The sequence below is a fragment of the Natrinema amylolyticum genome, assembly GCF_020515625.1.
GTDB classification, from domain to species: Archaea; Halobacteriota; Halobacteria; order Halobacteriales; family Natrialbaceae; genus Natrinema; species Natrinema amylolyticum.
Map to the genome: position 1 here is coordinate 369,394 of NZ_JAIWPJ010000002.1, position 17,361 is coordinate 386,754.

At 65.8% G+C, this 17,361-nt stretch carries 20 protein-coding genes and 1 tRNA gene; 15 read left to right on the forward strand and 6 right to left on the reverse strand.

The window, feature by feature from the left end; genetic code table 11:
- Window positions 1-62 precede the first annotated feature (62 nt).
- A complete protein-coding gene (locus tag LDH66_RS12105) occupies window positions 63-1,388 on the forward strand; it encodes an MFS transporter (protein ID WP_226481332.1) in 1,326 nt (441 codons plus the stop codon).
- Here the strand turns inward: LDH66_RS12105 and LDH66_RS12110 are convergent.
- Complete coding sequence (locus LDH66_RS12110; protein WP_226481333.1) at window positions 1,385-2,470, reverse strand: polymer-forming cytoskeletal protein; 1,086 nt, start codon at window positions 2,468-2,470, stop codon at window positions 1,385-1,387. The genes LDH66_RS12105 and LDH66_RS12110 overlap by 4 nt on opposite strands.
- Before the next feature lie 191 nt (window positions 2,471-2,661).
- Here LDH66_RS12110 and coaBC point away from each other — a divergent pair, with 191 nt between their 5' ends.
- From coaBC to LDH66_RS12155, 9 genes are all read left to right on the forward strand, one after another.
- Window positions 2,662-3,834, forward strand: coding sequence for a bifunctional phosphopantothenoylcysteine decarboxylase/phosphopantothenate--cysteine ligase CoaBC (gene coaBC / locus LDH66_RS12115; RefSeq protein WP_226481334.1), 1,173 nt, complete (start codon window positions 2,662-2,664; stop codon window positions 3,832-3,834).
- Window positions 3,835-3,949: 115 nt separating this feature from the next.
- The gene (locus LDH66_RS12120; protein WP_425492940.1) at window positions 3,950-4,627 is read left to right on the forward strand and encodes a DUF7344 domain-containing protein; all 678 of its coding nucleotides are present in this window, start codon (window positions 3,950-3,952) and stop codon (window positions 4,625-4,627) included.
- A gap of 168 nt (window positions 4,628-4,795) precedes the next feature.
- On the forward strand, window positions 4,796-5,365 hold the full coding sequence (gene hpt / locus LDH66_RS12125) for a hypoxanthine/guanine phosphoribosyltransferase (protein WP_226481335.1): 570 nt from the start codon (window positions 4,796-4,798) through the stop codon (window positions 5,363-5,365).
- A 172-nt stretch (window positions 5,366-5,537) separates the two neighbouring features.
- A complete protein-coding gene (locus tag LDH66_RS12130) occupies window positions 5,538-7,118 on the forward strand; it encodes an ABC transporter substrate-binding protein (RefSeq protein WP_226481336.1) in 1,581 nt (526 codons plus the stop codon).
- A gap of 11 nt (window positions 7,119-7,129) precedes the next feature.
- A complete protein-coding gene (locus LDH66_RS12135) occupies window positions 7,130-8,077 on the forward strand; it encodes an ABC transporter permease (protein ID WP_226481337.1) in 948 nt (315 codons plus the stop codon).
- Between the two features lie 3 nt (window positions 8,078-8,080).
- Window positions 8,081-9,169: an ABC transporter permease gene (locus LDH66_RS12140; RefSeq protein WP_226481338.1), complete on the forward strand. Its 1,089-nt coding sequence runs from the start codon at window positions 8,081-8,083 to the stop codon at window positions 9,167-9,169.
- The gene (locus LDH66_RS12145) at window positions 9,169-10,281 is read left to right on the forward strand and encodes an ABC transporter ATP-binding protein (protein ID WP_226481339.1); all 1,113 of its coding nucleotides are present in this window, start codon (window positions 9,169-9,171) and stop codon (window positions 10,279-10,281) included. The genes LDH66_RS12140 and LDH66_RS12145 overlap by 1 nt, the downstream gene beginning before the upstream one ends.
- Entirely contained in the window at window positions 10,278-11,594 is a 1,317-nt protein-coding gene (locus LDH66_RS12150; protein WP_226481340.1) for an ABC transporter ATP-binding protein, read from the forward strand. The genes LDH66_RS12145 and LDH66_RS12150 overlap by 4 nt, the downstream gene beginning before the upstream one ends.
- 93 nt (window positions 11,595-11,687) lie before the next feature.
- On the forward strand, window positions 11,688-12,218 hold the full coding sequence (locus LDH66_RS12155; protein WP_226481341.1) for a DUF7974 family protein: 531 nt from the start codon (window positions 11,688-11,690) through the stop codon (window positions 12,216-12,218).
- Here the strand turns inward: LDH66_RS12155 and LDH66_RS12160 are convergent.
- The 4 genes from LDH66_RS12160 to LDH66_RS12175 form a co-directional block, all read right to left on the reverse strand.
- Window positions 12,208-12,525, reverse strand: coding sequence for a HalOD1 output domain-containing protein (locus LDH66_RS12160; RefSeq protein ID WP_226481342.1), 318 nt, complete (start codon window positions 12,523-12,525; stop codon window positions 12,208-12,210). The two genes, LDH66_RS12155 and LDH66_RS12160, sit on opposite strands and share 11 nt — an antisense overlap.
- A 440-nt stretch (window positions 12,526-12,965) precedes the next feature.
- A tRNA-Met gene (locus LDH66_RS12165) sits at window positions 12,966-13,040 on the reverse strand.
- A gap of 66 nt (window positions 13,041-13,106) precedes the next feature.
- Window positions 13,107-13,553, reverse strand: coding sequence for a GtrA family protein (locus LDH66_RS12170; RefSeq protein ID WP_226481343.1), 447 nt, complete (start codon window positions 13,551-13,553; stop codon window positions 13,107-13,109).
- A gap of 200 nt (window positions 13,554-13,753) precedes the next feature.
- Window positions 13,754-14,032, reverse strand: coding sequence for an HAH_0734 family protein (locus LDH66_RS12175; RefSeq protein ID WP_226481344.1), 279 nt, complete (start codon window positions 14,030-14,032; stop codon window positions 13,754-13,756).
- Window positions 14,033-14,181: 149 nt separating this feature from the next.
- Here LDH66_RS12175 and LDH66_RS12180 point away from each other — a divergent pair, with 149 nt between their 5' ends.
- Genes LDH66_RS12180 through LDH66_RS12200 form a run of 5 tightly spaced genes read left to right on the forward strand, consistent with a single transcriptional unit; the run spans window position 14,182 to window position 16,392 of the window.
- Window positions 14,182-14,463, forward strand: coding sequence for a 50S ribosomal protein L44e (locus LDH66_RS12180; protein ID WP_006186272.1), 282 nt, complete (start codon window positions 14,182-14,184; stop codon window positions 14,461-14,463).
- A gap of 5 nt (window positions 14,464-14,468) precedes the next feature.
- The gene (locus LDH66_RS12185) at window positions 14,469-14,642 is read left to right on the forward strand and encodes a 30S ribosomal protein S27e (protein WP_226481345.1); all 174 of its coding nucleotides are present in this window, start codon (window positions 14,469-14,471) and stop codon (window positions 14,640-14,642) included.
- On the forward strand, window positions 14,639-15,439 hold the full coding sequence (locus tag LDH66_RS12190) for a translation initiation factor IF-2 subunit alpha (RefSeq protein ID WP_226481346.1): 801 nt from the start codon (window positions 14,639-14,641) through the stop codon (window positions 15,437-15,439). Before LDH66_RS12185 ends, LDH66_RS12190 begins: the two co-directional genes overlap by 4 nt.
- Window positions 15,439-15,618, forward strand: a complete 180-nt coding sequence (locus LDH66_RS12195) for an RNA-protein complex protein Nop10 (RefSeq protein WP_226481347.1) — start codon at window positions 15,439-15,441, stop codon at window positions 15,616-15,618. Before LDH66_RS12190 ends, LDH66_RS12195 begins: the two co-directional genes overlap by 1 nt.
- 6 nt (window positions 15,619-15,624) lie before the next feature.
- A complete protein-coding gene (locus tag LDH66_RS12200) occupies window positions 15,625-16,392 on the forward strand; it encodes a proteasome assembly chaperone family protein (protein ID WP_226481348.1) in 768 nt (255 codons plus the stop codon).
- A 128-nt stretch (window positions 16,393-16,520) separates the two neighbouring features.
- Here LDH66_RS12200 and LDH66_RS12205 read toward each other — a convergent pair whose 3' ends face one another.
- Complete coding sequence (locus LDH66_RS12205) at window positions 16,521-17,300, reverse strand: DUF7839 domain-containing protein (RefSeq protein ID WP_226481349.1); 780 nt, start codon at window positions 17,298-17,300, stop codon at window positions 16,521-16,523.
- Window positions 17,301-17,361 lie beyond the last annotated feature (61 nt).

Consider the following 17,361-nt stretch of genomic DNA (forward strand, 5'->3'; position numbering starts at 1 on the left):
GTCTCGGTGGCTCGGTCACGAATATCACCACGGTTTACCCGTTCGCGGCCGACGAGACGGTAATGACGGACCGCTGGCTCGCCGCCTGGGGACTCGGCTCGATCGCCTTCGGCGGCGCATCGCTGTTAGTCCCGCTCTATATCGTCTCGCTCGGTGCAGCACCGGTAGAGCTCGGAATCCTGGCGGCGACGGCGGCCGTCGTCGGCGCGCCCGGTGCGATCGCGTTCGGGCGCGTGGCGAATCGGGTCGACAGTCGCCGGCCGCTAGTGCTCGGGACCCTGATCGGCGTCGCCGGGTCGCTCGCTGCGATTCCCTTTCTGACGTCGATTACGGCCGTTATCGTCGCGAACGCAGTCCTCTGGCTGTTCGTCTCGTCGGTCGGGCCGGTTCTGACGATGCTCGTCGTCGACGACACGCCGGAGTCCGCGTGGAGCGAGCGGATCGGACTAGTGAACAAGTATCAGGGGTACGGCTGGGCAGGCGGCCTCGTCCTCGGGACGGTCTGGCCGTTCGTCGGCGGCCGGCTGCTCGCGCCCGGCGCGGTGACGCGGACGCTGTTCTGGGTCCTCGCGGCCTGTGCCGGCGTGAGCGCGGTCCTCGCGGCGCGGACCCTTCCGCGGCCCGCACCGTCGGCCCACGTCACCGACGAGCGCGCCGTCCGACGAGTCGGGCGCCTCCTCGCGAATTCGGGTCGCGGCGTCAAGGGCGCGACCTTCGTGTTCTCGCCGAACCGCCTCTATTGGACGACGCGCGGCATCGATCCACGACGGCTCGCCGACCGCTTCGATCCGGCGCTGACGACGTACTTCGTCGCCGGCCTCTTCTTCTTTACCGGTTCCGCGGCCTTCTGGGCACCCCTCCCGCTGTTCCTGACCGACGCCGGCTTCGACTCGAGTCAGGTCTTCGCGCTCTATCTCGCCTCGAGCCTCGGGTCGGCGGCCTGTTACGAGGCCGCCGGGCGGCTCTCGGCGCGATACGACGTCCGTCGACTGCAGTCTGGCGCGCTCGCTGCCAGAGGGGTGTTGTTCCCGTCAATACTCGTCATTTCGGGGTTGGGCGTCTCCGTCGCGTTCGGCGTTGCCGGCCTGGTGCTGGCCCTCCTCGGGGTCACCTGGGCGGGGATCGCAGTCATCGGGACGGCGATCGTTACCCGCCTCGCGCCGGCTAACGCCCGCGGCGAGATCCTCGGGGCCTACGTCGCCCTGGGCGCGATCGGCGGCGGTCTCGGCGGCATTCTCGGCGGCTGGGCCGCGAGCGTCGGCTACCTCGTCGCCTTCGCCGTTTCCGGCGGGCTCGTCCTCGTCGGCGCGGGGCTCGTCGTCTCGCTCGAGGCGCTCGCGGACCCGCGCGAAGAAAGTCGGGTGTCGCCCTCAGACGTGCTGGATTAGCTCGCGTAGTCGTCGCAATCTTCACCGTCGATCGTCGCACCGGAACTGCACGTGATCGAGTCCGCGGTGACGTCTCCCGTGACAGTCGCGTCCTCCTCCAGAGTCACGTCGTTGCCGGCCGTGTCGATGCTATCGTCCACGAAACCGTTTTGCTCTACGGTCACGTCGTCGTCGGCGTCGATGGGGCCGCCGACGTAGCTGTTCGATTTGAGCGTTACCTGCCGTCCGGCGTCGATCGAGCCGCCGATCTCGCCCCCGTCTTTGATCTCGACGTTTCTATCGACCGTTACGGAGCCTTCGACGACGTTGTCGTCTTTGATTATCGCGTCCCGGCCTCCCTCGATGTCCCCGGTAATCGTACTCGTCTCACCCGTTTCGACTTCGAGGATAACGTCTTTCGATGGACCGCTTCGAACCGAGCCGTCGATATCCGAGCCGTCTCGCAGCGTGAGCAGGTCGTCGGTGTCGATGTCGCCGACGATGTCTCCGTCTTTGAGATCGACGCTCTGAGTCACGTTCACGTCACCGATCAATTTCGTCTCGTTGTTGATCTCCAGTTGGTTATCCAACCGACCGCCGTCGGTATCGACGAAATCACACGAGACCGGTTCGCCTCGGTCGACCGTGATCTCGCTCCCGTCATTGAACGCGCCGGTGAACGCGTCGCAGTTGTATGCCCTGCCGCGTAGCTCGTACGTCCCGAGCAACAGGTTGGAGCCGATCACCTGTAACACGTCGTTTTCCTCGAGCGGTTCCGAACAGTCGACCCCGTCGACGACTGTGACATCTCCTCGCTCGAGGTCGCCGCTCCCGTCCCAATTGCCACAGCTCCCTTCGCCCTCGAGTCGGATTTCGGTATTGTCCGCGGTCAGCCCTCGAACGTCGATGAGGCCGATCGCGACGGTTCCGTCCTCGTCTTCCTGATAAACCAACTCCGCGTCCGGCGGTTGTTCGAAGAGTCCGACACCGAGAATCGCCGCCGCGAGGATCGCCATCGTGATCGTCGCAATCCCGACGAGTAATACCGTTCCGATCACTGCCGAGACCGCAGTCTCGTCCGATTGGAGCCGACGAAATCGCATTAGCCGTATTTTCGACTGCGACGAATAATCGCTTTGGGTGACTTTCATCTTTCACAACCGATAATTAAGAAGTCCGAGCGACGAACAGTCCGGTCTCGCCGCGGCTCGAGCCGTCGTTCGGTCCGCGCTGTGGGAGACGGAACCCCCAGTGGCAGTAACCCTAAAGGCACCCCATCCGAAGTGACACTCACATGCTCGAGGGAGTCAACGTCGCGCTCGGGATCACGGGGTCGATCGCGGCGGTCAAGACGGTCGAACTGGCCCACGAACTGCGGCGGCAGGGGGCCGCGGTTCGCGGGGTGATGACCGACAGCGCAGGCGGGATTATTCACCCCTGGGCCGTCGAGTTCGCGACCGAGAACGAGGTCGTTACGGAGATCACCGGACGCGTCGAACATGTCGATCTCTGCGGGTACGACGGCTGGGCGGACGTGCTCCTGATCGCACCGGCGACGGCCAACACCGTCGGCAAGATCGCCGGTGCCGTCGACGACACGCCCGTGACGACGTGCGCGACGACCGCGCTCGGTGCCGACACGCCGATCGTCATCGCGCCCGCGATGCACGAACCGATGTACGACCACCCCGGCGTGCTCGAGGCCATCGACACCGTCACGGCGTGGGGCGTCGACTTCGTCGATCCCCGGATCGAGGAGGGGAAGGCCAAGATCGCCAGCGAGGAGGCGATCGTCTGTGATACGGCCCGCGCGGCCGGCGATCGGCCGCTCGAGGGCGAGCACGTGGTGGTCACCAGCGGGGCGACCAGCGAGTCGATCGATCCCGTCCGGGTCATCACGAACCGCTCGTCGGGGAAGATGGGACGAGCCGTCGCGAAAGCCTGCTACGTCCGCGGGGCGGACGTGACGCTCGTCCACGACGGTCCCGAGGTGCCCTACGCCGACGTCCGCGACGTCGAGAGCGCGAGCGAGATGCTCGCGGCCACGCGCGAGGCCTGCGAAGACGCCGACGCGCTCGTCTCGGCGGCGGCGATCGGCGACTACACCGTCGACACGAGCGAGGCAAAGATCCGTTCGGGCCAGGATCTCACGCTCGAACTCGAGCCGACGCCGAAGCTCATCGACGAGATTCGCTCGGCCCATCCCGACCTCCCGATCGTCGGTTTCAAGACCGAGACCTCCGGCGACGAGGACGCGATGATCGAGCAGGCCAGGAACACGCTCGAGCGAGCCGACCTCGCATTCGTCGTCGCGAACGACGCGAGCGTGATGGGCGCAGAGCGGACGACGGCCCTGCTGGTCCACGCGACCGACGCCGCCAGGTACGAGGGGTCGAAAGCGGGACTGGGCGGCGAAATCGCCGACTCGATCGCGGCGGTCCTGACCGCGGACGTGACAGATAGTTAATTGTATCCCGAGTGCGTCAGGAGAATTATATGGGTGGGGTTCGTCCGACCGGGATAATGGATAGACGATCGGAATTATCAGTTCCCGGGATAGCGGCGTCGGCCGGCACTTCGAGGTGATCGAGGTGGCGCAACGACACCGAACCGCCGACGATGCCGAGGACGCTGCTACCGGCGACGACGGTGCCGATACCGTCGACGACAGTGCCGATACCGGCGACGGTGCCGAGGACGCCGATACCGACGAACAGCTCTCCAAAGGTGAAATATTCGAGGTGTTGCGGAACCAGCGACGTCGCTACGTCCTGCAGTATCTCAAGCAGGACGATCGCCCGGTCGAACTCGGCGACCTGGCCCAACAGGTCGCCGCCTGGGAGTACGAGACGACGCTCGAGGGAGTCACGCCCGAACAGCGAAAGCGGGTCTACACGACGCTCCAGCAGACGCACCTCCCGAAGATGGACGGGATCGGTATCCTCCGATTCGACTCCGATCAGGGCGTCATCCAGGCGACCGAGCGAACCCGGGACATCAGCGTCTACCTCGAGATCGTTCCCGGTCGGGAGTTCGCGTGGCGGGAGCTGTACCTCTCGCTGGGCGCGATCAGTTGTGCGCTCGTCGCCGCTCTCTGGCTGGAAATCTATCCGTTGATCGCCCTGTCGAGCCTGACCTGGACGGCCGTCATCGCGGTCACGTTTACGCTGACCGCGGTCGCACACATCTACCACGAGCGGAACATGCGCCTCGGCCACGGCGACCAGCCGCCCGAGCTCAGCTACGGGACCGACGAGTAAGGCTCAGCGTCCGATGTGCGGGGCCGATGCGTCCACTGCATCTACTGCGGGGGAGAGTCCGACGGTCAGTCGGCCAGCCCGAACCGAGATGGAGTGTGATTCGTTCTCGTTCCACAATCGTCTCGGTCGTATCGTCAACTTTTACTCCGCTACCGTCCCACCGACGACATGGATCAGTTGAAGCAGTCGCTCCTCGAGGCGCCGATCATCGAGAAGAACGGCTATCACTACTTCGTCCATCCGATCAGCGACGGCGTCCCGAAGCTCGACCCGACACTCCTGCGCGAGATCGTCATTCGGATCATCCGAAAGGCGGAACTCGACGAGGTCGACCGGATCGTCACCCCCGCAGCGATGGGCATTCATATCTCGACTGCCGTCTCGCTGATGACCGACATTCCGCTGACGGTCATCCGCAAGCGCCAGTACGGCCTCGACGACGAGGTCGCGATCTCCCAGAAGACGGGCTATTCGGAGAACGAGATGTACATCAACGACGTTCGCGAGGGCGAGCGCGTGCTCGTCCTCGACGACGTCCTCTCGACGGGCGGCACGCTCGCCTCGGTGCTCGCCGCGCTCGATGAGATCGGCGCGGAGGTCGTCGATACCGTCGCAGTTATCAAGAAGGTCGGCGGGGAGAACAAGGTCGCTGATGCCGACTACGACGTCAAGACGCTGATCAACGTCGACGTCGTCGACGGCGAGGTCGTCATCGTCGACGAGGAAGGCGATCAGTAAGCAGCGTCGGTAATTCGTCGGTTTTCGGCCGATATACTCGGCCTTCGTACTGGCCTGTGTCTACCTATCACAAGGAATATATCGTCACGATCTGAATCCTACACCGATGTCAGGGAATCGCGTCGGGCCGGATGAACGCCGTCCGTTACGGCGGCGTTCGCTATTGAAGTGCGTGGGTACGGCCGGAATCGCCGGATTGGCCGGCTGTATTCGCAGCAACAGTGTCGAAGCCGATGGCCCGGCCGAGGAGCTGATTCAGGAGGGGTTCGCGGCGACCGGCATCGAGCCGCCGTTCGAAACGACGATCGCCGTCACCGAAGGCACCGAGCGAAGCCGCTTCGCTGAACTCCTCGCGGCCGAACTCGAGGACACCGGCTTCTTCGATATCTCGATCGCGGAATACAAGTGGACGACCTATCTCGACCTGCTGACCGCAGCGGCCGACGAGGGCGAAAACGCCCTCTTCATCGTCAGTTGGACCGGTGGCTGGGATCCCGACGACTACGTCAACATGCTGTTTCACTCGGACAGCCACACGCCCGGTGGGCTCAACGTGAACCACTACGCCGACGAGACCGTCGACGAGTACATCGACAGCGGACTCGAGGAGACGGTCACCGCCGAACGGGTCGAGATCTACCGGCGGCTACAGGAGCGGCTGGTCGCCGACTCGCCGGTCTCGGTCGTTCGATTCAGCGAAGCGGCACACGTCTGGGACGCCGACGCCGTCAGCGGCTGGCAGGCATATCCGCTCCAGACGGGAACGTACAACGCGGTGTACGCCCCCTGGGCGGACGTCTTCACGAAGCTCGAGGGGACCGACGAGTTCGTCGGCGATCTCGGGAGCGACATCTCGACGACCGATCCCGTGTCGATGAACGACACCGCCTCGAGTCAGGCGACACAGCTCGTCTACGAGGGGCTTACCGGTGTCGACTTCGACGGGACGGTGCAGCCGGTCCTGGCCGACGGCTGGAAGCGACTCGACGCGACGAGTTACCGGTTTTCCCTCCGAGAGGGCGTCCGGTTTCACAACGGCGAGGAGCTCACCGCCGCCCACGTCAAGGGCTCGTTCGAACGCTACGAGGGCGAAGCGCGCGAGGCCGACGTCTTCGACTGGTACGACGGCAGCGAGATCGTCGACGACTACACGATCGACATCGACTGCTGGCGGGAGTACGGCCCCTTCGAACGGCGACTGTTCGACCTTCCGATCGTCCCCATGGCGGCCATCGACGGTGACCTCGACCTCGAGTCGACCCCGATCGGAACCGGGCCCTATCGGTTCGCCGACTATCGAGCGGGCGACGACTGTCGACTGGAGCGGTTCGACGACTACTGGTTCGAGGGCTCGCAGACGGTCCCGGCGACGGCACCGGTCGAGACCGTGCGACTCGAGATCATCACCGAAACGGCGTCGCGACAAGGCGCACTCGAGGCCGGAAATATCGACTTCAGTGACGGCGTGCCGCCGGCGAGTCTCGCGGATCTGGACGCCGACGACGCGTACGGCGTCGATCGCCACGTCGGCGGCGGGTTCGATATGCTGATCTACCCGTGCTACCGCGATCCGTTTTCCAGCGACGCCGTTCGGCGGGGCTGTAACATGCTGATTCCGCGCGAGCGGATCGTCGAGGAGGTGTATCACGGGGTCGGCCGACCGGCCTACACGCCGATCTCGCCGCTGCTCGAGGCGTACACCGACGAGGCGTTCCAGAAACGAATCGCCGACGAATACGTCCGTTCGGACTGACTCACTCATCAATGTCGCTCGGTCGCTACGTCCTCACGCGGCTGTCGGTCACGGTTCCGGTCCTGCTCGGTGTCTCCGCGCTGACGTTCTCGTTCATCCACGCGCTCCCGGGCGATCCGATCGACGCCCTCGTCGGGTTTCGGAACGTCAGTCCCGCCACCGAGGCCGCGATCCGGGCCGAGTACCATCTCGACCGACCGGTCTGGGAACAGTACCTGCTGTGGCTGCGGGACGCACTGTTCCTCGAGTTCGGCGAATCGCCGATCACCGGTCGAAGCGTCACGGCGACCGTCGGCCGGCGGCTGCCCGCGACGCTCGCCCTCGGCGGGGCCGCGTGGCTGCTCGCGCTCGCGATCGGCGTCCCCGCGGGCATCGTCGCCGCGGTCAGGCGCGGCGAGCCGGCCGACGAGTTCAGTCGGCTCGCCGCACTCGCCGGCATCGCGACGCCGAACTTCTGGCTCGGGCTCGTCCTCCTGCTCGTCTTCGGCGTCCGACTCGGCTGGGTTCGGGTGATCCCGCCGGACGCGCCGCTGGCGAGCCTCGCGATGGCGAAGTTCATGGTCCTGCCGACGATCACGCTCGGAACCGCCTCGGCCGCGCTCGTCACCCGGCTACTGCGGTCGTCGATGCTCCAGGAACTCGACGCGGCCTACGTTCGGACCGCGCGCGCGAAGGGACTGCGCGAGCGGACGGTGATCCTGAAACACGTCCTGCGAAACGCCTTACTCCCGGTCGTGACGGTCGCCGGTCTCCAACTCGCGTTCCTGGTCGACGGCGCCGTCGTGGTCGAACAGATCTTCTCCTGGCCGGGCATGGGGCGGCTGCTGGTCCGGTCAATCCTGGAGCGAGACTACCCGGTCATTCAGGCCGCCGTCCTGCTCATCGGCGTCTCGATCGTCCTCGCGAACCTGCTCGTCGACGTCGTCTACGCGATACTCGACCCGCGCATTCGATACTAATTCATGAGCGACCGACCACCGACCACCGACCGCGGCCGGATTCACATCGTCGGCTTCGACGACGCGGAGTCGGACGGCCGCGGAGACGCAGACTCGGCGGGCCGCAGAGACGCGGACTCGAGCGGCGATGACGCCGACTCACCGACGGCGACGATGGGAACGTCCGAGGGACGGGGACGCCGCCGCCTCGAGGAGGCGTGGCACCGGTTCCACCGGAATCGAACGGCGATGGTCGGGCTGGCGATCATCGTCGTCATGGCGCTGCTCGCGGTCTTCGCTCGCCCGATCGAGGTCTCGACGGCGGAGTACACGATCACGCTCCAGCCCGTGTCGCTGGCTCCGTACGATCCCGCCCGACAGTTCGTCGGCCCGACGAACGCCCCGCCGTCGTGGGACCATCCGTTCGGCACTGACTGGGCGGGCCGCGATCAGTTATCTCGAGTGCTCGTCGGCGGCCGCTACACGCTGAGTGTCGGCCTCATCGCCGTCTCGCTGGCGCTGTGTATCGGGGTTCCGCTGGGCGCGATCGCCGGCTATTTCGGCGGCTGGGTCGACGAAATCATCATGCGAGTCGTCGACGTGCTGTACGCCTTTCCGTTCCTGGTCCTCGCGATCGGGATCGTCGCGATCCTCGGACGGGGCTTCTGGAAGCTGGTAGTGGCGCTCGTCGTCACCGGCTGGATCGGCTACGCCAGACTGTTGCGCGGCGAAGTCCTCTCCGTCCGCGAACGCGAGTACGTGACGGCGGCCAGGGCGCTCGGCGTCCCCGACCGAACGATCGTCCGCAGGCACGTCGTCCCGAACGCAATCGCGCCCGTCGTCGTGCAGGCGACGCTCAACGTCGGTACGGTCGTCCTCACGGCGGCAGCGCTCGGCTTCCTCGGACTCGGCCCGGAGTCCGGGGCCGCCGAGTGGGGCGCGATGCTCTCCCGAGGCCGGGACTCGCTCGTCCAGGGTCACTGGCACGTCACGGTCTTCCCCGGGCTCGCGATCTTCCTGTTCGTGCTGGCGATCAACCTCGTGGGCGACGGCATCAACGACGCGCTCGATCCCCATCGGGACGCGAGCGACGAGCGGAGGCGGATGCGCTGATGGCGCTGCTCGAGGTCGAGGACCTCGTCGTCCAGTTCTACACCGACGACGGCGTGGTCCGGGCCGTCGACGGCATCAGCTACGAGATCCGTGCTGGCGAGACGGTCGGACTGGTCGGCGAGAGCGGGGCCGGCAAGAGCGTCGCCACCCTCGCGCTCCTCCGCCTGATCCGCGAGCCCGGCGAGATCGTCGGCGGCGAGATCCGGTTCGACGGGCGGGACTTCCTCGAGTGCTCGGCCGACGAACTCCGGGAGATCCGCGGCAACGACGTCGCGATGGTGTTTCAGGACGCCGACGCCGCGCTCAATCCGGTCTACACCGTCGGCGAACAGATCGCCGAAGCGATTCGCGCCCACGAGGCCGTCACCGACCGCGAGGCCCGCGATCGGGCGATCGCCCTCCTCGAGCGGGTCGGGATCCCGGACGCGACCGCACGATATTCCGACTACCCCCACGAGTTCTCCGGGGGAATGCAACAGCGGGTCGTCATCGCGATGGCGCTGTCCTGCGATCCCGCCCTCCTGCTCTGTGACGAACCGACGACGGGCCTCGACGTCACCGTTCAGGCCGGCATTCTCGAATTGCTCGCGGACCTCGCCCGGGAGTCCGACACGGCGATCCAGCTCGTCACGCACGACCTCGGGGTCGTCGCGGAACTGTGCGATCGTGTGCTGGTCCAGTACGCCGGGCAGCTCGTCGAACGTGCGCCGGTCGAAGAGTTGTACTACGATCCCAAACACCCCTACACCGTCGGACTGCTGGCGTCGATTCCCCGCCTCGGCGACGATCGCGACCGCCTCGCGACGGTGCCCGGGACGATGCCGAGCCTCGTCGACCCGCCGACGGGCTGTCGGTTTCATCCGCGCTGTCCCTACGCCGAGGAGGCGTGTGCCCGGCGGGACCCGCCGCTCGTCGAGTCCGAATCGAGGACGCCGGCCGCCGATACCGGCCCCGACGCGCACCTCGCCGCCTGTCTCGAGTACACCGGCGACCTCGAGGACGGGCTGGAGTACGAGGTGCAGGTGCGAGACGACGAGCGCGAGGACGAGACGGACGATTCGCGTCGCGACCGGGAGTCCGGGGACCGGGATCATCGAGGTGAGACGCGATGACGGCCGACGACGCCCCGCTGCTCCAGGCCGAGGGGCTCGAGACCCACTACTCCACCGCCGACGGGGTCCTCGATCGGCTGCTCGGGCGCGACGAAACGGTCCGTGCGGTCGACGGCGTCGACCTCGAGATCCGGGACGGCGAGACGCTCGGGCTGGTCGGCGAGAGCGGCTGCGGCAAGACGACCCTCGGCCGGACGCTCCTCGGGCTGCTCGAGCCGACCGGCGGCTCGGTCACGTATCGGGGCACCGAGGTCACGGACTGCTCCCGAGCCGACCTCCGAGAGCTGCGGACCGAGATCCAGTACGTCTTCCAGAACCCCACGGCCAGCCTCGATCCGCGACTGACGGTCGGCGAAATCGTCGGCGAGGCCCTCGCGGTCCACGATATCGTTCCGCCCGACCGCCGCGACGAGCGCGTCCGTGACCTGCTCGAGACGGTCGGGCTGCGGGCCGACCACGCGCACAGGTACCCCCACGAGTTCTCGGGCGGCCAGCGCCAGCGGATCGGCATCGCCCGCGCGCTCGCCGTCGAACCCGAACTCGTCGTCTGCGACGAACCCGTCTCCGCGCTCGACGTCTCGGTACAGGCCCGGATTCTCAACCTATTGTCCGACCTGCAGGACGAGTTCGGCCTCTCGTATCTGTTCATCGCCCACGACCTCTCGGTCGTCGAGCACGTCGCCGACCGCGTGGCCGTGATGTACCTCGGCGAGATCGTCGAAACCGGACCGACCGCCGCGGTCTTCGACGACCCGTCCCACCCCTACACGGAAGCGCTGCTGTCGGCGATCCCCGAACCCGACCCCTGCTGGGAGGGCGACCGGATCGTCCTCGAGGGGTCGGTCCCCTCGCCGACCGATCCGCCCGCCGGCTGCCGGTTCCACACTCGCTGTCCGAAAGTCATCCCGCCCGCGGCGTTCGACCTCGAGACGGCGACCGTCCGCGGGATCATGTCGCTCCGGACCCGTCTGGCCGAGGCGGACGCCGACGCGGGGCTCGAGGCGCTGTGCTCGCGATCCGACGACGCGGCGGATCTCACTGCGGCGATCCGCGACGCCCACGACATTCCCCGGCGGCTCCGCGATTCGGACGCCGACGCCGTCCTCTCGACGGCGCTCGAGACGGCCGCCGTCGGCGACCTCGAGGGGGCGCGACGGCGTCTCGCATCGGCGTTCGAGACGCCCTGCGAGACGACGGAGCCAGAACTGCAGGGGAGTTCGGATCACCACCCGATCGCTTGCCACCGGTTCGACGACCGATTCGACGCCGATCCCGAGTTCGACGCGGACCGAACGTCAGCACATGATCAGTAGAACTGTTCCCATGACGGACGACGAGAGCAATGGCCGACCTGCTCGGGCCGATCGACCGACTCGAGCCGATCGGCGGACGCGAGACGAGCAGCGATGAAACGAATCTACGACTCCGACGCGCTCGAGCGCGCGGACGATGACCCGTTCGCTCCGGAGACGGCCGCGGGCGACGACCGCGATCCGCGCACGATCGACTGGGCGGCGTTCAGCCACGCGTTCGCGCCGGTCGCGGTGCGCCACTGGGCGATCGACGTTACCGTCTCGACCGAGAAACGACGGTACGACGCCGGCGAACCGGTCGACATCGTCGTCGAGTTTCGCAATCGGTTCCCGTTTCCGATTCGAATTCGAACCGACTCGCCGAACCGCTGGTACTGGGCCATCGACGGCCTCCGCGACGCCTCAGAGTGCCCGCGATCGGTTCCCGACCGATCCGACGCGTTCTCCTTCGCCCGAAACGAACGCAAACGCTTCCGTCGGCAGTGGTCACAGCGAATTCAGGTGGCCGACGACGCGTGGGAGCGCGTCGATCCCGGTACCTACGCGATCAGCGGGAGCGTCGCTCGCACGGACGCCGCCGACCGAGGACTCGCCGATCGGACCGAGATCGAGATCACCGATTGAGGCTCCGTTCGGAGTGGTTCGGAACGATCCGTATCTCCCTGGAATCGCTCACACGAACGGTGTACCCGTCGACGGTAAATCCGACGTCTACGGACCGCCCGCGTTCCTCAGCGTGGCGTATCATCGCTTCCAGTGACCCGACGTCGACGTTCTCGTAGAGCGGCTCGAGATCCCCCTCTGAAACCCCACGTACTGCGGCGACGCTCCGTGAAACGGCCTCTATCGTCGACTCCTCCGGCCGACACTCCGTGACGAACTCGGGGCCCCCATCGGCAACGGGCCGGTCGCTCTCGCGGTCTCGCGTCATGGTCCGTCACACGGAACAAACGACCATCAACGTTCGTCCCGTTTATTTAGGGTGTGAGAATTGTAGTGAACGCTGTGGATGTCGCGACTCGCACCGAAACCGGTCGCTGACTCTCGACGAACGCGAGACTCGATCCGAAGCGAACCGGCTCGACAGCGGGCTGCAAGAAACGGGACCGGCAGCGACGCGGCCGTGAACGGATCCGTGACCTGTGCTGCTCGAGTGGCGTCCGGTCGAACTGACTATCGCTACGGTCGCCGCTCACGGGACTCATCGTTCCGTTTGCTGGTATTATTCACGTCAAAATGGAGGAGGTAGATTTGAACCTCGCCGTCACCCTCGCGATGCTCGGGTGCCGTCTGGTTCAAATCTACTCTATACTATTTTCGACGCTCACGACACTCGTCGCTTTGCTCCTCGTTATTGTTCGCGTCGAAAAGTAGCGGGAGGTAGATTTGAACTACCGATCTGCGGGTTATGAGCCCGCCGGAATCTCCTGGCTATCCCATCCCGCTACCACATCATACCCGAGTGCATTAGTTAAGGGTTGCGATCCGGTAGCCGTATGCGGGTTTTTCCCGCTACGTCCGATGGACCTGCCAGGTGTAGAGGCTCTCACAGGTGTAGTTGACGAAGAAGCCGACGCCGATCCCGATCACGTTCGCGGCAACGTACCAGACGTCGAACCGCCGGACCAACACGCCTAGGACGGCTATCGTCACCAGAAATCCGCCGAACCGGACCGCGTTCGAGCGGAGGAACCGCCTTCCCAACGGCCGTAGTCCGACCCGCCCGTAGTCCGCGAACGTCCACCGTTCGTTGATCGCGAAGATGATCGCGATCCCGAGTTCCCAGGAGATGACCTTCGCGACGATCGGGCCGAGAACGGTGGCCTCGACGAGCGCCACGAGGACCAGGTTATCGACGGTTGCACCGACGGTCCCGACGCCAACGAACTGGGTAAACCGCGTCGTCGAAAGCAACGCGCGAGCTCGCGTTCGAACTGCCTCTGACAGGGACTCTCTCATCGTCGTGGTCGGTCTCGAGCGGGTCGGTGGTCGTCCTCGAATTCGGTTTCTCGGTCGCCGAGCGATCGTCTCGATCCGATCGGATTCGCGGACCGGGACACTCGCTCGCGGTGCTCGTTTGCCCGTATGCGATCTGCGAGAAAGAAAAACATTCGGAGCCGAGGTGAGAAGCGGGCCGACGACCGAGCGGACCGACGCGGTCAGACCGCGAGATCGCTCTTCGCTCGAACGACTTCGACGTCGTCGGCGTCGACGCGGTCGACGTCGAGGAAGTGCGGCGTGAAGTTTCGCTTCTCGTAGTCCTCGAACTCGTCTTCGCTGCCGACGGTACACCAGAGCTGGACCCGGTCGGGACCGTGGTACTCGCCGTTTCGATTGATCCCGAAACAGACCACCTCGGATTCCCCGTCGTCTCCCTCGTACCGAACGATGGCTCCGTTACGGATCCCGGGATCCCCGTGGATGATGAGCTGCTTCATGGCCGGGAATTCACGGGAGAGCGGATTAAACGCTTCGGACCTGGGAGTGCGTCCGACCGAGGTCGAAACGACGGCCGGCGACGACGAGCGACGACGAACCAAACGGGTTATAAACGGCGCTATCTTAGCCCACGGCAAGTGAGATAACTATGCAGATGCCACGCCGATTCAATACGTACTGTCCGCACTGCAACGAACATCACGAACACGAAGTCGAAAAGGCCCGAACGGGCCGCTCCTCTGGTCTGAAGTGGGACGCTCGCCGCACCCGACGGAGCACCTCGAGCATCGGTAACTCCGGTCGCTTCTCGAAGGTGCCCGTCGGCGAGAAGCCTACCAAGAAGACCGACCTCAAGTACCGCTGCGGCGAATGCGGCAAGGCCCACCTCCGCGAGGGATGGCGTACCGGCCGACTTGAGTTCCAGGAGTGATACCAATGGCAGGAAAATTCTACAGCGTTCGATGCAGTGACTGCGAGAACGAACAGACCGTCTTCGGCAAGGCCTCCTCGGAGGTCGCCTGTGCCGTCTGTGGCACGACGCTCGTGCGACCGACCGGCGGCAAAGCCGAGATCGAACACGAGATCGTCGAGACAGTCGAGTCACGATGAAGTACAGCGGCTGGCCCGATCCCGGCGAACTCGTCGTCGGCAAGATCGACGAAATCGAGGACTTCGGTGTCTTCGTCGATCTCGAGGAGTACGAGGACAAGCGCGGTCTGATCCACATCTCCGAAGTCGCGAGCGGCTGGATCAAGAACGTCCGCGATCACGTCCGCGAGGGCCAGATCGTCGTCTGCAAGGTCTTGGACGTCGACGAGGGGTCCCAGCAGATCGACCTCTCCTTGAAGGACGTCAACGACCACCAGCGCTCCGACAAGATTCAGGAGTGGAAAAACGAGCAGAAGGCCGACAACTGGATGGAACTGGCCTTCGGCGAGGAGATCGCTGACGAGGACTACACCGCTATCGCCAACGAGCTGATCGCCATCCACGGCGGTCTCTACGAGGGATTCAAGCAGGCCGCGATCCACGGCGAAGAGGCCCTCGAAGACACCGACCTCGACGACGACGAGATCGAATCGATCGTCGATACGGCCCGCGAGAACGTCTCGGTGCCGTACGTCAACGTCACCGGCTACGTCGACCTCGAGAATCCGACCGAGACCGGCGTCGACGGCATCCGTGAGGCTCTCGAGGCGGCCGAAGGGAACGGCGAGGTGCCCGACGAAGTCGATCTCGAAGTGAGCTACGTCGGCGCACCCGAGTACCGAATCAAAGTTCGAGCGCCCAACTACAAGACCGCCGAATCCAACCTCGAGGAGAGCGCACAGCGAGCGGTCAGCGCGATCGAAGGCCACGGTGGCACGGGCGAATACCACCGCGAGCGCCGCACCGACGACGAGTAATGAAATCGGATATCCGGGTGTGTTCGGCGTGGCGCGAGGCCCACGACAGCCCGGTGTACACCCTTTCTGACACCTGTCCCGACTGCGGAGCCACGGCCGAAAACAGCGCTCCGGCACCGTTCGATCCGAACGATCCATACGGGGAGTACCGACGCGCTCTTAAACGTCGCCGCCGCTGATACGGTATGGACGAACTCGAGATCGACGCAGTCGCCGAGGTCGAACTGGACGACCCCGTCCTCGTCGAGGGGTTGCCGGGCGTCGGGCACGTCGGCACCCTCGCGGTCGAGCACTTACTCGAGGAACTCGAGGGCGAGAGCACGCTCGTCCGACGGATCTATTCTCGGGAGTTCCCGCCGCAGGTGAGCGTCGAGGACGGCGTCTCGGAGCTGACCTGTGCGGAGATCTACGCCGTCGACGTTCCCGAGGGCCGCGATCTCCTCCTCCTGACCGGTGATCATCAGGCCCAGAGCAACGCGGGTCACTACACGCTGACCGACGCGTTCCTCGATATCGCCGAGGAGTTCGGCGCGACCGAGGTGTACGCGCTCGGCGGCGTCCCGACCGGCGAACTCATCGAGGAGTACGCCGTCGTCGGAGCCGTCAGCGACGAATCGATGCTCGAGGAACTCGAGGACGCGGGCGTCGAGTTCCGCGAAGACGAGCCTGCCGGCGGTATCGTCGGCGTCTCGGGTCTCCTGCTCGGACTCGGCGATCGCCGCGGCTTCGAGGCGACTTGCCTGATGGGCGAGACCAGCGGCTATCTCGTGGACCCCAAGAGCGCCCGCGCGGTGCTCGAGGTGCTCGAGGACGTGCTCGGCTTCGAGGTTGAGTACGAGTCTCTGGACGAGCGGGCCGACGAGATGGAGGAGGTCATCGGCAAGATCCAGGAGATGGAGCAACAACAGCAGATGGACGTGCCGACGGACGACGATCTGCGGTATATCGGCTGATAGCGGTACCGACGGTCGGTGTCGGGCGTTCGAGTCGGCGGTGATTTTCGGATCCCTGACCACAATAGCGGTCGCTGTTCTCGTATCGTGTGTTTCATCGGGCGAACGGCCGTTCGCGGCCGATCGAATCAGCCCTCGAGCACTTCGTAGGAGACGTCGGCGTCCCGGAGCGCGTCGGTGACTCGGCCGACGGCGTCGGTCGTGGCGACGGCGGTGACCTCGAGGCCGTGATTCGCGGCGTCGGCCGCGACGTCGCCGACGGCGAAGGTGACGTCGGGATCGGTGTCCGCCTGCCGACAGGCGACGACGGCCTCGACGCCGGCGGCGACCACGATGTCGGCGTCGGCGCAGGCTTCGGTGACGGTTTCATCGTCGATTGCGCGGCTCCCGCCGGTGCGGATCGAGGGGACCTGCAGGACGGTGACGGAGCCGGGATCGAGTTCCATGACGCCCTCGAAACTGGTGACGCCGACGTCGGTCCCGGCCTCGGCGTCGGTCGTCGCGATGCCGGTCGCGGGACCGTCGCTGCCCGGCGTGGCGTGGAGGAGGCCGTCTCTGACCGTCAGCGAGACGGTCTCACCTTCCTCGATGTCCTCGGTCGCGATGTAGGCGTCCTCGCTCATCGCACCGAGCACGTCGCCGGTGACGTGGTCGGCGAACCGGCGGACGTCGTCGGCCGCCCGGAAGAGCCAGTCGACGCCCTCGCGGGTGACGCGATAGCGCGATCGGCCTTCCTTCTCGACGAGGCCGTCGTCGACGAGTTCGCGGATGTACTCGCTGACGGCCTGGCTCGTCACGCCGACCTCCCCGGCGATCTCCCCCTGGCTGACTGCGGGCTGGCGCTCGGCGATCTGGACGAGGATCCGGAACCGCGTCGCGGCCCGCTTGTTGTCGAGGACGTCGACCATATAGCTAGGTTTTCGCGAGCGGAGAAAAAAGGTACGCGGTCGACGGTGATCCGTCGCGGGC

What these genes read in the sequence shown, in the direction of transcription:
- LDH66_RS12190 (WP_226481346.1), top strand. Translation starts at nt 14,639, where the DNA reads ATGAAGTACAGCGGCTGGCCCGATCCCGGCGAACTCGTCGTCGGCAAG.
- LDH66_RS12170 (WP_226481343.1), bottom strand. Translation starts at nt 13,553, where the DNA reads ATGAGAGAGTCCCTGTCAGAGGCAGTTCGAACGCGAGCTCGCGCGTTG.
- LDH66_RS12145 (WP_226481339.1), top strand. Translation starts at nt 9,169, where the DNA reads ATGGCGCTGCTCGAGGTCGAGGACCTCGTCGTCCAGTTCTACACCGAC.
- LDH66_RS12155 (WP_226481341.1), top strand. Translation starts at nt 11,688, where the DNA reads ATGAAACGAATCTACGACTCCGACGCGCTCGAGCGCGCGGACGATGAC.
- hpt (WP_226481335.1), top strand. Translation starts at nt 4,796, where the DNA reads ATGGATCAGTTGAAGCAGTCGCTCCTCGAGGCGCCGATCATCGAGAAG.
- LDH66_RS12150 (WP_226481340.1), top strand. Translation starts at nt 10,278, where the DNA reads ATGACGGCCGACGACGCCCCGCTGCTCCAGGCCGAGGGGCTCGAGACC.
- LDH66_RS12205 (WP_226481349.1), bottom strand. Translation starts at nt 17,300, where the DNA reads ATGGTCGACGTCCTCGACAACAAGCGGGCCGCGACGCGGTTCCGGATC.
- LDH66_RS12195 (WP_226481347.1), top strand. Translation starts at nt 15,439, where the DNA reads ATGAAATCGGATATCCGGGTGTGTTCGGCGTGGCGCGAGGCCCACGAC.
- LDH66_RS12110 (WP_226481333.1), bottom strand. Translation starts at nt 2,470, where the DNA reads ATGCGATTTCGTCGGCTCCAATCGGACGAGACTGCGGTCTCGGCAGTG.
- LDH66_RS12105 (WP_226481332.1), top strand. Translation starts at nt 63, where the DNA reads ATGACGGACCGCTGGCTCGCCGCCTGGGGACTCGGCTCGATCGCCTTC.
- LDH66_RS12200 (WP_226481348.1), top strand. Translation starts at nt 15,625, where the DNA reads ATGGACGAACTCGAGATCGACGCAGTCGCCGAGGTCGAACTGGACGAC.
- LDH66_RS12160 (WP_226481342.1), bottom strand. Translation starts at nt 12,525, where the DNA reads ATGACGCGAGACCGCGAGAGCGACCGGCCCGTTGCCGATGGGGGCCCC.
- LDH66_RS12140 (WP_226481338.1), top strand. Translation starts at nt 8,081, where the DNA reads ATGAGCGACCGACCACCGACCACCGACCGCGGCCGGATTCACATCGTC.
- coaBC (WP_226481334.1), top strand. Translation starts at nt 2,662, where the DNA reads ATGCTCGAGGGAGTCAACGTCGCGCTCGGGATCACGGGGTCGATCGCG.
- LDH66_RS12175 (WP_226481344.1), bottom strand. Translation starts at nt 14,032, where the DNA reads ATGAAGCAGCTCATCATCCACGGGGATCCCGGGATCCGTAACGGAGCC.
- LDH66_RS12185 (WP_226481345.1), top strand. Translation starts at nt 14,469, where the DNA reads ATGGCAGGAAAATTCTACAGCGTTCGATGCAGTGACTGCGAGAACGAA.
- LDH66_RS12180 (WP_006186272.1), top strand. Translation starts at nt 14,182, where the DNA reads ATGCAGATGCCACGCCGATTCAATACGTACTGTCCGCACTGCAACGAA.
- LDH66_RS12135 (WP_226481337.1), top strand. Translation starts at nt 7,130, where the DNA reads ATGTCGCTCGGTCGCTACGTCCTCACGCGGCTGTCGGTCACGGTTCCG.